Consider the following 13,970-nt stretch of genomic DNA (forward strand, 5'->3'; position numbering starts at 1 on the left):
GCTCTCCCATTCACCGCGTCGTACTTCCGAGCATGCTTAAGCAAAACTCACGTTACTTAAATTGACTTAACCCGACGGCTCAATCAGTTAATTCATGACCTAAGGGCGTGGCTGACAACCTAAACTTTCGCGTGTATTTTTGCGCGTAAAAGAATTCCATGTGCCTAATTCCTTCGGCGATCGGCTACACAGATAAGACCGTTCCGCATCACTCAGACCACGCACTTGACTAAAATCAGCCCCCGCCAAGCTTTCTATTTGCTCAAGCATTGCACCCGTAAGATCTGCGCCCCTAAAGTCCGTCATTTCCAGCTCCACATTCACCAAACGAGCATCCCTCAAACAAGCACCCGTCAAAAATGCCCGCTTCAAATTCGCGCCGCTAAAGGCAACACCCGTTAAGTTCGCCCCAGTAAAATCTGTACCACTCAAGTAAGCACCTCGCAGATTAGCCCCTTGCAAATCAGCACCTCGAAGATTCGCCGTGTTGAGATAAGCCCCTGCTAAATTCGCCTTAGGACCAACAGCACCAGAATTACGGTAATTAAATTCTTGTGGCCAAACTGTTTTAGAGTCATAAAACGCCAGCGTGAAACTTGCACCATCGAGAGTGGTTTCAGTGAGGTCACAGCCATTGAGAATTGACCGCTGTAAATAAGCGCCAGTCAGATTTGCCCCCTTGAGAGAAGCGCCGTTGAGATTAGCGCGACGGAGATCGGCATTTTGTAACGTTGCGCCGCTTAAATTGCTCTGGGAGAAATTAACGCCAATCAGAATCGCTCCCTGTAAATCGGCATTACTCAGATCAAATCCCGTTAAATCTATCCCTTCTAAATTTGTATTTGCTAAGCTCTTGCCACTCTCTAACATTTCCTTGATTTCATTGGGGAGGTAACGCTTAAAACTGAGGCGATTAGCGAGGGAGCTCATGGAATTAAAAATGAAATAAAACGAAAAAACATAATGATTGTAAAATCCAGTGAGTCATTCAGTTGGCTTTTAATATTTATTTGTTAATTTTGTTGACTTTTTGTTTATAAAACGCATGAGGGGGAATAACAAATGTTAAGTGAAACGCCTATGAGTATGATGGCTTTTTTTCGTAAGAGTGAGGGTATGTGGTTCTCTCAGCGGACGGTGCATCGTTTTGACTCGGCGGCCGATGAATCTGGTGAATCTAATTTAATTATTTCTGTCTTGGGTAAAGATGACCCGCGAGTTTTAGAGATTTGTGAGGCACAAAGTACTGATCCAAAACTTGTTAGTGGCGGGGCAAGTTTCCAATGGCAAGGGAATTTAAGTGAAAAGGAACCGGATCCAAATTATGAGGCTATTTTGGTGGATATTCCAAGTCCGGATGACCCTCGTAAGGGTAAGTTTTTGCGGAATAAGGGTTATGTGGAAGGGATTCCTGTGGTGGGGGTTTACAGTTTTGCGGCTGATGGTGTGATGACTATCGATACGGAGTATGAGCGCAATCAGGGTCGTGAACGGGCTTGGTTTATCACGGATGATTTCCGGGTGCGGGTAAGTACTGTGCAGATTATGAATGGGGTAAATTTGATGACCTATTCTTCGGAGCGCCGTTGTGTGTCGCCTGAATTTTTACATCGTTTGATGCAACGGCAATATGCCTAGTGGTTTTGTGTAAACGAAAAATGTCACCTTCAAAATTCGACAAAATTCTTGGATGTAATTGGAGGTGACAAAATTTTGCGACAAGGCAGTTTTGAAAAAAATATTTAGTTCTAAAGTCCTAAAAGACTCGGTGTTGTAAACAGGGCATTTGTTGGCGGACTTGTTTGATGCGGGTGGGACTGATTTCGGCGATCGCCACACCGGGGTGAACACCAACATCATTGAGAATCGTGCCCCAGGGGTCAACGATCATCCCATGTCCGTGGGAGTAGCGCATCCCGTAGTGCTTACCAGTTTGGGCGGGAGCAATGACATAAGCTGTATTTTCAATGGCGCGGGCTTGGATCAGCGTTTGCCAATGATCTTTGCCGGTATAGGCGGTAAAGGCAGCGGGAATGCAAATCACATCAGCGCCTTGCTGCGACAGGTGTCGATAGAGTTCTGGAAAGCGCACGTCATAGCAAACGGATAGGCCAATATTGCCTAATTGGGGTGTACGGCATAGTTGTGGCAAGCTGCTGCCTGCCTGTACTGTGCTTGATTCGGCATAGGTGTTGCCATCAGGGAGATCCACATCAAAGAGATGTGCTTTGTGGTAGCGGGCTAGCTCTTGCCCTTCTGGTGAGATCAGTAATGCTGTATTAAAAACTTTGTTTTCACCGACTGGGACTGGAAAGCCACCTCCCAATAATGTGATGCGAAATCGCTGTGCCATTGTTTTAAGAAATTTTTCGCTCTTGGCTGCAATTTCTTGAGCCTGGGCCATTTTTTGCTGTTCTTCACCGAGGAAGGAAAAATTTTCGGGTAACGTGACAAACTCAGCACCTTGGTTGACCGCCAACTGGATGAGATCTTCTGCTTCTCCGAGATTGTGTGCCATGTCGGGCTTACTCGTCATTTGGACGGCGGCGGCAAGATACGATTTCATGCTGATTGTGTTGTGGAGCTGGTGAATAATCGGGTTTGATACAAATTCTCTTGTTGATCAAACTGGTTTAATAAGATAGCAGAATCTAATCGTTTCACCACGGGCGATCGCCAGAAAATTAATTAGTGATTTTGTGAAGCGTAAAATCTTAGGATGAATTTTTCTGGGGAGTTATTCTGAGGTGCTGGGGAAATTTTGCGGCGAGGGCATGGGGCAAAGTCTAAATCCTCAAGTCAAGTTGACCGCACTTAAATCTTTGCAAAAATATTCTGAAAAGCGGATTCATGAAAATTTTTATAGGTAAATAAGCGTATTTTTCTAGATTCCGGCCATTTTGGAAAAATATCAGTTACTCTGTAACCAATCAAGTTTTCCAAAGACTCTTGACAGGTTGCACATCTGACTTAAAGTAGAAATCCCTTAGTCTAATGTAGTTAGGCGATCGCCTTTTTGTAGAAACGATCACAAAACACCTTAGACAGAAGTTATTTCAGAAAATCTCATCAAAGACTGTGCCAGCCTGCAAGATTTTTGTTATAACCGTGTGGGCAATCACACACAAATTAATTAGAATGTCTAGCAATTTCTGCCGAAATGAATAGTTAAAGCATTTTGGCGGCGGGATGGAGCCTAATTATGGGCGAATCTTGACCGTGCAATTACTGGTCGATGTCTGTCTGTCTAGACAGCATTGCAATCACAATTTCCCTAAGTCGGATATTTGCAGGAGCATCAACCCATGAATGAGCCGTCGCAAGGAATTCCGTTAGACTGATTACTCTCAAATTTTGTACACCGTCATATATAGCTAATACAGAGGAAACAGGCATGACCCAAGCGAACACAGCACTGGAACTAACCCAAAAAGCGAGTCAGAGCAATGCTGAGATTGATTACAGTGCCCTTGCCGAGGCGGAAGTCACAACAGTCAAAGAAGACGCAGAATATGTCGAAATCAAACTCACCACGAAAAAAACTCGCAAGGCTAAAACCAGTCGTCGCAAAGAGTCTGCCACCAAGAAGAAACCCTATACTGAAGATTCGATTCGCATTTACCTCCAAGAAATTGGTCGTATTCGTCTCCTCCGCGCTGAAGAGGAAATTGAGCTTGCTCGTAAAATTGCAGATTTGCTAGAGCTGGAGCGGATGCGTGAACAGTTGACTGAGCATGAGTCTCGCGTTCCTACTGATAAGGAATGGGCTGAAGCTGTCGGTATGCCTCTCAGAGATTTTCGTCGTCGCCTATTCCATGGTCGCCGTGCCAAGGACAAGATGGTACAGTCCAACCTTCGTCTTGTGGTTTCGATCGCCAAGAAATATATGAACCGCGGTTTATCTTTCCAAGATCTCATTCAAGAGGGTTCTTTGGGTTTGATTCGTGCGGCTGAAAAGTTTGACCACGAGAAAGGGTATAAGTTTTCGACCTACGCGACTTGGTGGATTCGTCAGGCTATTACCCGGGCGATCGCCGACCAATCCCGTACGATTCGTCTGCCGGTTCACCTCTACGAAACTATCTCTCGGATTAAGAAGACCACTAAAATTTTGTCCCAAGAACTCGGTCGTAAGCCCACTGAGGAAGAAATTGCCACTCGCATGGAAATGACCATCGAGAAACTCCGCTTCATTGCAAAGTCTGCTCAGTTACCGATTTCCCTCGAAACTCCCATTGGTAAGGAGGAAGATTCTCGTTTAGGTGACTTTATCGAAGCTGATGGTGAAACCCCTGAGGATCAAGTTTCTAAGAGCCTCCTCCGTGAAGATCTCGAAAATGTTCTTGATACCCTCAGTCCCCGTGAACGCGATGTTTTGCGCCTCCGCTATGGCCTCGATGATGGTCGCATGAAGACCCTCGAAGAAATCGGTCAAATCTTTAACGTCACTCGTGAGCGTATTCGTCAGATTGAAGCAAAAGCTCTTCGCAAGCTCCGTCACCCCAACCGCAATAGCATCCTCAAGGAATATATCCGCTAGAGGTTCCCTTGATAACGAAGTTTTGATGAAATCTTTGCCCTGCCGACGGTGGGGCTTTTTGTTAGGTTTAGGAATAGTTTTAGAAAAAATAATGTGGACAAAGTTTTTTTTGACGATCGCCCCCATTTCCGCGGCAATTTCTGTAGCGGCGGGAGCCTTTGCTAGTCACGCCCTTAAAGCTAAGTTGGATACCTATGCTTTAGATATTTGGGAGACAGGGGCAAAATATCAGATGTATCACGCGATCGCCCTACTATTTGTTGGTCTATTGGCGTTACACGAATCGATGCCACAAACTTGGCTCAATGCAGCTGGAATCGGGTTTATCGTGGGGACTTTTTTGTTTTCTGGTAGCCTTTATGCCTTGAGTTTGAGTGGGGTGAAAATCCTTGGTGCTATTACACCGTTGGGTGGGGTGGGTTTTCTAATCGGTTGGATTTGTTTGGCGATCGCCGGATTTTCTCAGGCTTCAAGCTAGAAACTAATCATTTTCCATCTGTAAAATCTTAGCCACAGTGGGATAAGATTCTACGTTTAAATTTTCTAAAAAAGCAGAGGCGATCGCCTGATCCTTAGTAAAAATAGCTTCGTCATAAAGCCATTCATTGAGCGTCAAAATGGTTACTTTCTCAGCTTGGGGATCAACAATCCAATATTCTTGAATGCCTCTGGCTTGGTACTGAGCACGTTTATGACGATAATCGCGGACGCTATTTTCTCTGCCCGGCGATACAACCTCCACAACAATTTCGGGTGCAGGCATATCACTAAAAATTGTTGAACGGCTGGCTCCTTTAAGGGCGATCGCCCCTACTTTTGACAACACCATTAAATCAGGAAAACGACTAGAAGCTTTTAAGCCAGGAACTGTAATTTCCGTTTTGTTACTCAGTTGAGAGGGTGGAATTCCTAAACCTGCAAAGTAAAGCAAAAGCCAAAGAGCAATATTCTTATTTAGTTCACTTTCTGGCGGCATCTCCCGTAACACTCCGTCTTCCAACTCGTAATTTTTTTCGGAGCCATCGTCAAATTGGAGATATTCTTCCAAAGTCATTTCCCGTGACAAAGTGGCAGTCATGGCTAGATCCTAAAACTATATGGTGAATTCAATTTAATTCTGGCATAGTTTCCCAAGAGATTTATTGCGCATTTTTACTGCCAATCTCCGATAAATTCGTTAGCTGGAGAATACTCATCAAATTGTCATCGAAAAGGTAATATTTTTGGTAAAAAGATAATTTCTTCAGCGGTGACTCGAATTAATTGTTCTGCGCCTTTGAAATTTTCGAGCTGTTCACCTTCCCAAAGAATTTCAGCAGTGCCAGTAAGGGAGACTAAATTACCTGTTTTAAAATCGATAAATAAAACACCAATACGATTATTCAAATGAAGATTGCCGAGGCTATTGTAAAAGTTGTTGCCCGCAAAATTTGGAAAAATAAAACTGCGATCGCCTTCAATTTTGACAAAGCCCGGTTTGCCGCCACGATGGGACATATCAACGCCTTCATTGCCTTGTTCGTATTTGTCATTAAAACTGGTTGCAAGATAAAAGCTATCGGCTTGACGAATTATTTCGGTGATCTCTTCGGTGAAATGATCAAAAGTTTGGGCTTGGCTAGCAGAGTTTTCAAAGCGTTCTGGCAACCAAACTAAATTACGCTTGTGGATAAATTGCGGACAATTCCCAAAGGATTGGGTCACATTCACTGTGAAATTATCTGGGGCGATCGCCGTAACTTTGCCATTCACACGATTACGGCGGCGAGTATGTAATTCAATCCCCAGAAATCCCAAATTTGCGTCGAGCTTGAGATTATCTGCGAGGCGATCGCCTAATAGTGGAGTTGCCTGAAAATTTAGTGTTTTATCATCTGGCGAAAAAATAAAAGCTTGTTTACTCGTCAAAATTGAAGCCCAAAGACGGGACTTTTCATCCAAACTTCCCACGAAAATAAACGGTAATTGCCCGTAAAATTCTTGGTGCTCCGCCGGCATAAAATCCCGAATAAAACGCCGACCAATTTTTTCCGCCTTAGTCCGGACACCAGCCAACTCTTGCACTGCCATTTCACCATCATGAAAAGGGGAAATTTCTTGTGTCCAACCTACTAATTGCGTCATGGTTTTGTTCTCACAAAGCTTAAGGAAAAGCCCAGTAATCTCTGAATCTCTTGCATAAGTTCTAAACGTTCCCCTCTTGGGAGGGGCTAGGGGTGGGTTTCGACAGGTTCTGTAACCAACTGAAACCCCTTCCGCCTTCGGCACCTTCCCCAAGGAAGGATTGTGATTCAGTCGTTAATTTACTTTTGTAAGAACTCTTCTGAAAACTGGGCTTTATGGAAAAAGATTTACGCGCTTGGTGCTTCGATACTGCGCATCCCGACAAAGTTTGGCAGATGCTTAATGCGATCAATCCACGCCAATACATTCGGATAAGGATCGAGGGAAATCTTGCCATCGGGCGCTAAGGCAACATAGGGAAAAACAGCAATGTCTGCAATGGTGGGACGGCCAAATTCAAGCCATTCTTGACCCGCTAGGTGATCATCAAGCTGTTTTAAAATCACATTGGCTTTTGTTTCTGCTCGCTCAATATTGAGGGTCTTCATTTTAAAGGCATGATAAAGTCGCGTGCTTTCTGGGCCCTGACGCACTTCCCCGGCGGTTGTCGAGAGCCAACGGACAACTTTACTTAGAGAAACAGCGTCAGTCGGTAGCCAATCTTCGCCACCGTATTTTTTCGCGAGATAAACCAAAATCGCTTGGGCATCGAGCAGGGTTTCGTCACCCTCTACGAGGGCAGGTACTTGGCCAAAGGGGTTGATCGCGAGGTAGGGGGGCTGTTTGTGCTCACCCTTTATCAAGTCAATTTTGACAAATTTATATTCTGTACCCAGTAATTCGAGAAGAAGGCGAACTTTGTAAACATTGCCGGAAAGCTCATGACCATAAAGGGTGATCATTGGCATATTCTCCTGAAAATCAAGGGTGAAGTGGACAAAAAACTGGGAAAGCAAAATCTTAGGAACTTACAAAACTTTGGCGTACTGACTGCTGAAATCGGGGGTGAAAATTTTCATGCCTATCTGTACTGCGGGGCGATCGCCGACTGTATGGAGCCACCGTTGCACATCGGGAAAATCATCTAGCGATAGCTGTAGATGAGGGGTTGTCGCCGCTGCAATCCAAGGATAAAGCGCCATATCTGCAATGGAATAATCCCCAACAACAAATTCATTATTTTCAAGCTGACGATTTAAAACGCCCAACAACCGCAAGTCTTCTTGCTCATAACGGGCGATCGCATAGTCAATTTTTTCGGGAGCCGCATTTCTAAAGTGACCCAGCTGCCCAAACATCGGGCCAACACTGGCCATTTGGAACATCAGCCATGCCACAACCTTTGTTTTTGCGGCAAGGTCTGTCGGGAGAAATTTGCCATATTTCTCGGCGAGATACAGCAAGATTGCGCCTGATTCAAAGACAGAAAGGCCATTGTCGCGGTCAACGATCGCCGGAATTTTATTATTCGGACTAATGGCTAAAAAGTCTTGGGAAAATTGATCGCCTTTACCAATATCGATTTTGTGAACTCCATAGGGCAAACCTAGCTCCTCCAACAAAATCACCGGTTTACGACCATTCGGCGTGGCATATGCGTATAAATCAATCATTTTGTCATGTTCTAAAGTATTTGGGTAGACAGGTCTGTTTAGCTACCTATGCAAATAACCATATAGACAGATCTGTCTAGTGTCAAGGTTTTTTCTGGAAATATTTTGGGGTTGGGGGGTGGTGATCGCCTCAAGACTTGTCAAATAAAACTTTGAGAATTTAAGATAAATTTATACAGACTTGTCTATCTAATCAGGCTTGGTCAAGCAAATGGCGACAAAAAAAGCACCGAGGCGATCGGCGCGGGAAAGAATTTTAGAGGCAGCATCAGAGCTGTTTTACCAGGAAGGGACGCAAAATGTCGGCATTGATCGTGTGATTGCCGAGTCCGGCGTCGCGAAGATGTCCCTCTATAACAATTTCAAGTCTAAAGATGATTTGATTGCGGCTTGCCTTGAGAAACAGGGGGCGGAATGGTCTGACTTTTTGAAAAAAAAGCTCGATGCCATGGAGGTAGCGCCGACAGAGAAGTTATTAGCTATTTTTGATATTTTGCTGGCCTGGGCGACAAAGCCGAATTTTCGGGGCTGCGCCTTTATCAACTGCAGCGTGGAATTGGCGAATCCTGATCATCCAGCGTTTCAAATTGCTGTTCGCCACAAGGAAATGACGGTGACTTGCTTGCGGGATTTAGCGACCCGGGCACATTTGCCTAATCCTGAGGCGATCGCCCAACAGTTAATGATTTTGGCGGAGGGTTCTATTGTGATGGCGATGATGCAAGGAAAACCTGACCCAATGAAACAGGCAAAACAGGCTGCAAGAACTTTAATTGAAGCTAATCGCGAGTGGGGGTGAACAGCGGTGGGTGATTTGCGTTAAGGTTTACTTTGCAAAGAAACTTAACAAGATGGATCACTATGGATGCCAAGCCATCGATCATGACGCAACTATTCGGCTGGTTGCGACCTTCACGGGGTAACTGGGCACAATTTCAGCAGCCTTCCCAGGGATTTATTGAGCTACGTCATCTCAGCAAGACGTTTACGGAAGGAACGGTGGAGCGTCAGGTACTGAATGACCTTTCTATTTCTTTTGAGGAAGGGCAATTTATTGTGCTGTTGGGTCAAAGTGGTAGCGGCAAAAGTACTTTGCTTAACTTGCTGAGTGGTATTGAACGGCCAAGCTCTGGCACTGTCTTGATTGATGGTGTGCCGATTACTGAGCTTAATGAGCGCAATTGCACATTATTTCGTCGTGATCAGATTGGTATTATCTTTCAGTTTTTTAATCTTATTCCGACCCTGACTGTCCTTGAAAATGTGACTTTGCCCCAGGAGCTGGCGGGTAGTTCTCCCCAGGCGGTGGAAGCCCAAGCGCTATCGCTTTTGTCAAAGGTGGGGTTAGGCGATCGCGGTGGGGCGTTTCCGGATAAATTGTCTGGTGGTCAACAACAACGGGTGGCGATCGCCCGGGCCTTAGTCCACGAGCCGCGTCTCATTTTGGCAGACGAGCCGACGGGAAATCTTGATGAAGAAACGGGCGAAACTGTTTTAAAGCTCTTGTTAGATCTCACCCGCAATGCCAATAAGACCTTAGTCATGGCGACCCATAATCCGGTGATCGCCGCCTATGCCGATCAGGTTTTGCGCGTCCATGAAGGTCATCTAGAGGATGCCACCGCAGAATTTCAGGAATCGGAGGTTGCAACAATCTAATGAGCGTCTCTCCGAGTTCCAACACAAAAGAACAGGTTATTCCGCCCGTCGATAATGCCCCCCTGTGGCGTTTGGCATGGCGGCGGGTGCGTCGTCGACCCTTTCAATATGTGCTCTTTATTTTGGGGATTGCCATCGGTGTGGCGATGATGGTGTCCATTGATCTAGCTAACGGTTCAGCACAACGAGCCTTTGAGCTATCTACCGACGCGATCGCCGGGCGCACGACCCATCGTATCGAAGCCATTTCCCCCATTGGTATCGAAGAATCTTTGTATCGCGATTTACGGACAGAGCTGGGCTATACCCAATCTGCGCCCATCGTCGAAGGCTATGTCGTTGCCGAAGATTTAGACCACCAGCCCATGCGTTTAGTGGGGGTGGATTTCTTTGCCGAAGCGCCATTTCGCAGTTACCTTAGCGGCGATGCAGATGGTGATAAAAACCAAGGGATTGAAGCTTTAACGGCTTTTATTACAGAACCCAATACGGTTATTTTGGCGAGGGATACCGCCTCTCAATATGGTGTCAAGGTCGGCGATCGCCTAGCTTTGAGTCTGGCGGGTCAGCCCATTTCGTCTCAAGTTGTGGGGATTTTGCAACCAGCCAATGCCCTGACAAAAGATGCCCTGAGTAATATTTTATTTACCGATATCGCCTCAGCCCAAGAAATTTTAGGGATGCAGGGTCATTTAAGCCATATCGATCTCATTGCAGAAAATGAAGCCGATTTAGCCGATATTCGTAGCATCTTGCCGGATAGCGTTAAACTGACCACCGCCCAAGCCCAAAAGAATGCAGTACAGCAGATGACGGCGGCTTTTAAACTTAATCTCACGGCCCTGAGTTTGTTGGCATTGGTGGTGGGAATGTTTTTGATTTACAACACCGTCACCTTTAGCGTCATTCAACGGCGGCCTTTATTTGGCACATTACGCTGTCTTGGCGTTACCCAAGGGCAATTGTTTCAGCTCATTTTAGGGGAATCTCTAGTGTTGAGCATTATCGGTTCGGTGCTGGGTTTAGGGCTAGGAATTGTGTTGGGTCGCAGTATTGTGGGCTTAATTACCCAGACGATTAATGACTTTTATTTCGTCGTCTATGTGCGGGATATCAGCATTAGCACCATGACCTTGATGAAGGGCATTGTCATTGGGATTTTTGCGGCGGTTTTTGCCTCGGTAATTCCGGCGATCGAGGCGATGCGCACTTCTCCAAATAACAGCCTAAAACGCTCCACCCTAGAGGGTAAAGTTCAAAAAATCTTGCCTTGGCTCGTTTTGGCTTGGGGATTATTTACCATTGGTGGCTTTGGCTTGCTGAGCATCAAAAATGGTGGTTTAGTGATTGCCTTTGCTGGTCTATTTGCCATTTTGTTAGCTGCTGCCCTTCTCACGCCGCCTTTAACGGCTTTGTTGATGCAGGGTTTATCGCCTGTGCTCAATAATTTGATCGGCATTTTAGGAAAAATGGCACCTCGCGACATTACCCGTTCCCTCAGCCGTACTTCCATTGCGATCGCCTCTTTGATGGTTGCGGTGTCGGTAATCGTAGGTGTGTCGGTGATGGTTGGGTCTTTCCGGACAACAGTGGTGCAATGGCTCGACCAAACCTTGCAAGCAGATATCTATGTCACACCGCCAAGTACAACCGCCAACCGAGTTTTTGGTAGCGTTGATCCGAGTGTTGTGGCTGAAGCCTATACCTGGCCAGAAATTGACCGCATTGTGACCTACAACGATACCGATGTGGAAGTCGTGGCCTTTAACCGGGATGGGGCGATCGCCGACGAAATAGCCGTTAACCGCTTAGCCAAAATCATTTCCGCCGATGGTGATGTCTCTGCGGGTCAGCGTCCCTACGCTTGGATTCGCGACGATGTGAAAGATCCTTGGCCGCAACTAGATGCTGGCGAAGGCGTCATCATCTCCGAAGCACTGATGTTAAGGACTGGTGTGACAGACCCACCCGAAACGGTTACCGTCGAGTCGCCCCGGGGAGAGCTGACTTTCCCAGTGATCGCAGTGTTCTATGACTATTCTTCAGATCGCGGCACGGTGTTGCTGGACGATGATTTGTATTTAGAGGCGTGGCAGGATCCCAGCATTGCGTCCCTTGGGCTTTTTGTAAAACCGGGCATTGATGTCGATGCCGTAGTGGCTCGTTTGCGGGAAACCTTTAAAGGTCGTCAGGATCTAGTGGCACAATCTAATCGTAATTTGCGACAAGGCTCCCTAGAGATTTTTGACCGCACCTTTGCCATTACAGGGGCGTTGCGATTGTTGGCTATTGTGGTTGCTTTTATTGGTGTTTTAAGTGCCTTAATGAGTTTGCAACTGGAGCGCACCAGAGAGCTGGGTATTCTCCGGGCTAATGGAATGACCCCAGTCCAAATGTGGAAATTAACGCTCCTCGAAACCGGGATTATGGGTAGCTTGGCGGGATTTTTTGCGATGCCGTTGGGCTATGTGCTGGCGTGGATTTTGATTTATGTGATTAATGTGCGCTCCTTTGGCTGGACATTACAAATGCAGATTCAGCCAAGCTATTTCTGGCAGGCATGGATTGTGGCGGTTGTCGCAGCATTGTTGGCGGGGCTTTACCCGGCATGGCGTTTAGGTGAAATGGTGGTGGCATCGGCCATTCGGGAAGAATAGGAGAAAGCAAACATGAAAGGATTAAAACGATTTTCTTTGGTCTTACTGGCCGTTGGTTTCGCTTTGGGTTTGGCCTTGTGGCCACGGCCGGGCATTACAAATAGTGGTCAGGCATCGGTGGAATGGTTAACGGCTCAGGATGTTGAGACTACGGCGGAATTTACCCGGGCGATCGCCCCTAAGTCCCTAGAATTTCCCAAAGATTTAGGCTCCCACGACGATTATCAAACGGAATGGTGGTATTACACGGGTAATCTCGAAACCGAGACAGGGCGAGAATTTGGCTACCAACTCACCTTTTTCCGTCGAGCTTTAACCCCCGACACTGCTGCAGTCGAAAATGTATCGGACTGGCGATCGCCCCAAGTTTATTTTTCCCACTTCACCGTGAGCGATATTGCCGATCAAGCTTTCTATCCCCATGAGCGCTTTAGTCGAGCATCGGCAGGATTATCAGGTGCTCAAGCCATGCCCTACCGTGTGTGGCTAGAAAATTGGTCGGCGGAGGAAATTGCCCCCGGCAAAGTGCGTCTGATTGCCCAGGCCGATGATGCCTCTCTCGACTTAGTTTTAAATGAAACCTTACCGCCAGTTTTGCAGGGCGATCGCGGCTACAGCAAAAAAGGCAATGAAATCGGTAACGCTTCCTATTACTATTCCATCGTCCAACAACAAACCGAAGGCACTATCACCGTTGGAGATCAAGATTTTGACGTTACTGGCTTAACTTGGAAAGACCATGAATATTCCACCTCTATCCTGAGTCCCGGCACTGTGGGTTGGGATTGGTTTTCCTTACAATTCGACGATGGTTCCGCTTTGATGCTCTATGAGTTGCGACAGGAAGATGGCGGTATAAACGATGCTTCTAGCGGCACTTACATTAGCTCAACTGGTAAAACCCAAGCTATTTCCTACAAGGATCGGACAATCGATATCCAGAAAACTTGGCATAGCCCCATTAGTGGTGCTGACTATCCCTCCCAATGGCATATCGAAATTCCCAAATTGAACTTGACTCTAGATGGTAAAGCACTCATGGCAAACCAAGAGCTAAACGTTTCGACCACCTACTGGGAGGGAGCCGTTAGTTTTACTGGAACGGTAGCGGCTAAACCTGTTTCTGCTAAGGGCTACGTTGAAATGTCCGGCTATGCCGATCGCCTTGATACGGTACTTTAATGTTTAGCAATTGACCGAGGGGCTTCTGAAAGATTTCCCTAACGTGGTTTCGGCATTCGCACAATAACCGGAAAAGGCTTATCAGTGGGGCGATCGCCCCATTGTCAGCTAGAGAATTTCTCCACCCTTGACGGCGATTTAGTCAAAAATAAAATAGGAACTGCGGTCATGGGTCAAGGATTAGCCATAACCCTAAAATTAACGTGAGTTTTGCTTAAGCATGCTCGGAAGTACGACGCGGTGAATGGGAGAGCG

13 protein-coding genes are annotated in these 13,970 nt (G+C 46.4%); 7 read left to right on the plus strand and 6 right to left on the minus strand.

The window, feature by feature from the left end; translation table 11 throughout:
* Positions 1–99: 99 nt before the first annotated feature.
* Complete coding sequence (locus NIES208_RS17440) at positions 100–930, minus strand: pentapeptide repeat-containing protein (protein ID WP_075894263.1); 831 nt, start codon at positions 928–930, stop codon at positions 100–102.
* 150 nt (positions 931–1,080) lie between these two features.
* Between NIES208_RS17440 and NIES208_RS17445 the strand changes: the two genes are divergently transcribed.
* Positions 1,081–1,638, plus strand: a complete 558-nt coding sequence (locus NIES208_RS17445; protein ID WP_235641428.1) for a phycobiliprotein lyase — start codon at positions 1,081–1,083, stop codon at positions 1,636–1,638.
* A gap of 118 nt (positions 1,639–1,756) precedes the next feature.
* Here the strand turns inward: NIES208_RS17445 and NIES208_RS17450 are convergent, their stop codons facing one another.
* Positions 1,757–2,566 (minus strand): carbon-nitrogen hydrolase family protein, encoded by an 810-nt coding sequence (locus NIES208_RS17450; RefSeq protein WP_075894265.1) that lies wholly within the window; start codon positions 2,564–2,566, stop codon positions 1,757–1,759.
* 828 nt (positions 2,567–3,394) lie between these two features.
* On the opposite strand from NIES208_RS17450, the gene rpoD reads away from it, so the two are divergent.
* Both rpoD and NIES208_RS17460 read left to right on the plus strand, forming a co-directional pair.
* A complete protein-coding gene (gene rpoD / locus NIES208_RS17455; protein ID WP_075894266.1) occupies positions 3,395–4,540 on the plus strand; it encodes an RNA polymerase sigma factor RpoD in 1,146 nt (381 codons plus the stop codon).
* A gap of 91 nt (positions 4,541–4,631) precedes the next feature.
* The gene (locus NIES208_RS17460; RefSeq protein WP_075894267.1) at positions 4,632–5,018 is read left to right on the plus strand and encodes a DUF423 domain-containing protein; all 387 of its coding nucleotides are present in this window, start codon (positions 4,632–4,634) and stop codon (positions 5,016–5,018) included.
* Positions 5,019–5,021: 3 nt separating this feature from the next.
* On the opposite strand, the gene NIES208_RS17465 is transcribed toward NIES208_RS17460, so the two are convergent.
* The 4 genes from NIES208_RS17465 to NIES208_RS17480 form a co-directional block, all read right to left on the minus strand.
* Positions 5,022–5,618, minus strand: coding sequence for a Uma2 family endonuclease (locus NIES208_RS17465; RefSeq protein ID WP_216349431.1), 597 nt, complete (start codon positions 5,616–5,618; stop codon positions 5,022–5,024).
* A gap of 125 nt (positions 5,619–5,743) precedes the next feature.
* Entirely contained in the window at positions 5,744–6,664 is a 921-nt protein-coding gene (locus NIES208_RS17470) for a pyridoxamine 5'-phosphate oxidase family protein (RefSeq protein ID WP_075894268.1), read from the minus strand.
* Between the two features lie 227 nt (positions 6,665–6,891).
* The gene (locus tag NIES208_RS17475; protein WP_315861657.1) at positions 6,892–7,512 is read right to left on the minus strand and encodes a glutathione S-transferase family protein; all 621 of its coding nucleotides are present in this window, start codon (positions 7,510–7,512) and stop codon (positions 6,892–6,894) included.
* 60 nt (positions 7,513–7,572) lie between these two features.
* Positions 7,573–8,217: a glutathione S-transferase N-terminal domain-containing protein gene (locus tag NIES208_RS17480; protein WP_075894270.1), complete on the minus strand. Its 645-nt coding sequence runs from the start codon at positions 8,215–8,217 to the stop codon at positions 7,573–7,575.
* A gap of 211 nt (positions 8,218–8,428) precedes the next feature.
* On the opposite strand from NIES208_RS17480, the gene NIES208_RS17485 reads away from it, so the two are divergent.
* The 4 genes from NIES208_RS17485 (at position 8,429) to NIES208_RS17500 (ending at position 13,715) form a co-directional block, all read left to right on the plus strand.
* Positions 8,429–9,016, plus strand: coding sequence for a TetR/AcrR family transcriptional regulator (locus NIES208_RS17485; protein WP_075894271.1), 588 nt, complete (start codon positions 8,429–8,431; stop codon positions 9,014–9,016).
* 83 nt (positions 9,017–9,099) lie between these two features.
* Positions 9,100–9,876, plus strand: a complete 777-nt coding sequence (locus NIES208_RS17490; RefSeq protein WP_225875346.1) for an ABC transporter ATP-binding protein — start codon at positions 9,100–9,102, stop codon at positions 9,874–9,876.
* On the plus strand, positions 9,876–12,533 hold the full coding sequence (locus tag NIES208_RS17495) for an FtsX-like permease family protein (protein WP_075894272.1): 2,658 nt from the start codon (positions 9,876–9,878) through the stop codon (positions 12,531–12,533). Before NIES208_RS17490 ends, NIES208_RS17495 begins: the two co-directional genes overlap by 1 nt.
* A gap of 12 nt (positions 12,534–12,545) precedes the next feature.
* Complete coding sequence (locus NIES208_RS17500; protein WP_075894273.1) at positions 12,546–13,715, plus strand: lipocalin-like domain-containing protein; 1,170 nt, start codon at positions 12,546–12,548, stop codon at positions 13,713–13,715.
* The last annotated feature ends 255 nt before the right edge of the window (positions 13,716–13,970 follow it).

This window comes from [Limnothrix rosea] IAM M-220, assembly GCF_001904615.1.
GTDB lineage: Bacteria > Cyanobacteriota > Cyanobacteriia > Cyanobacteriales > MRBY01 > MRBY01.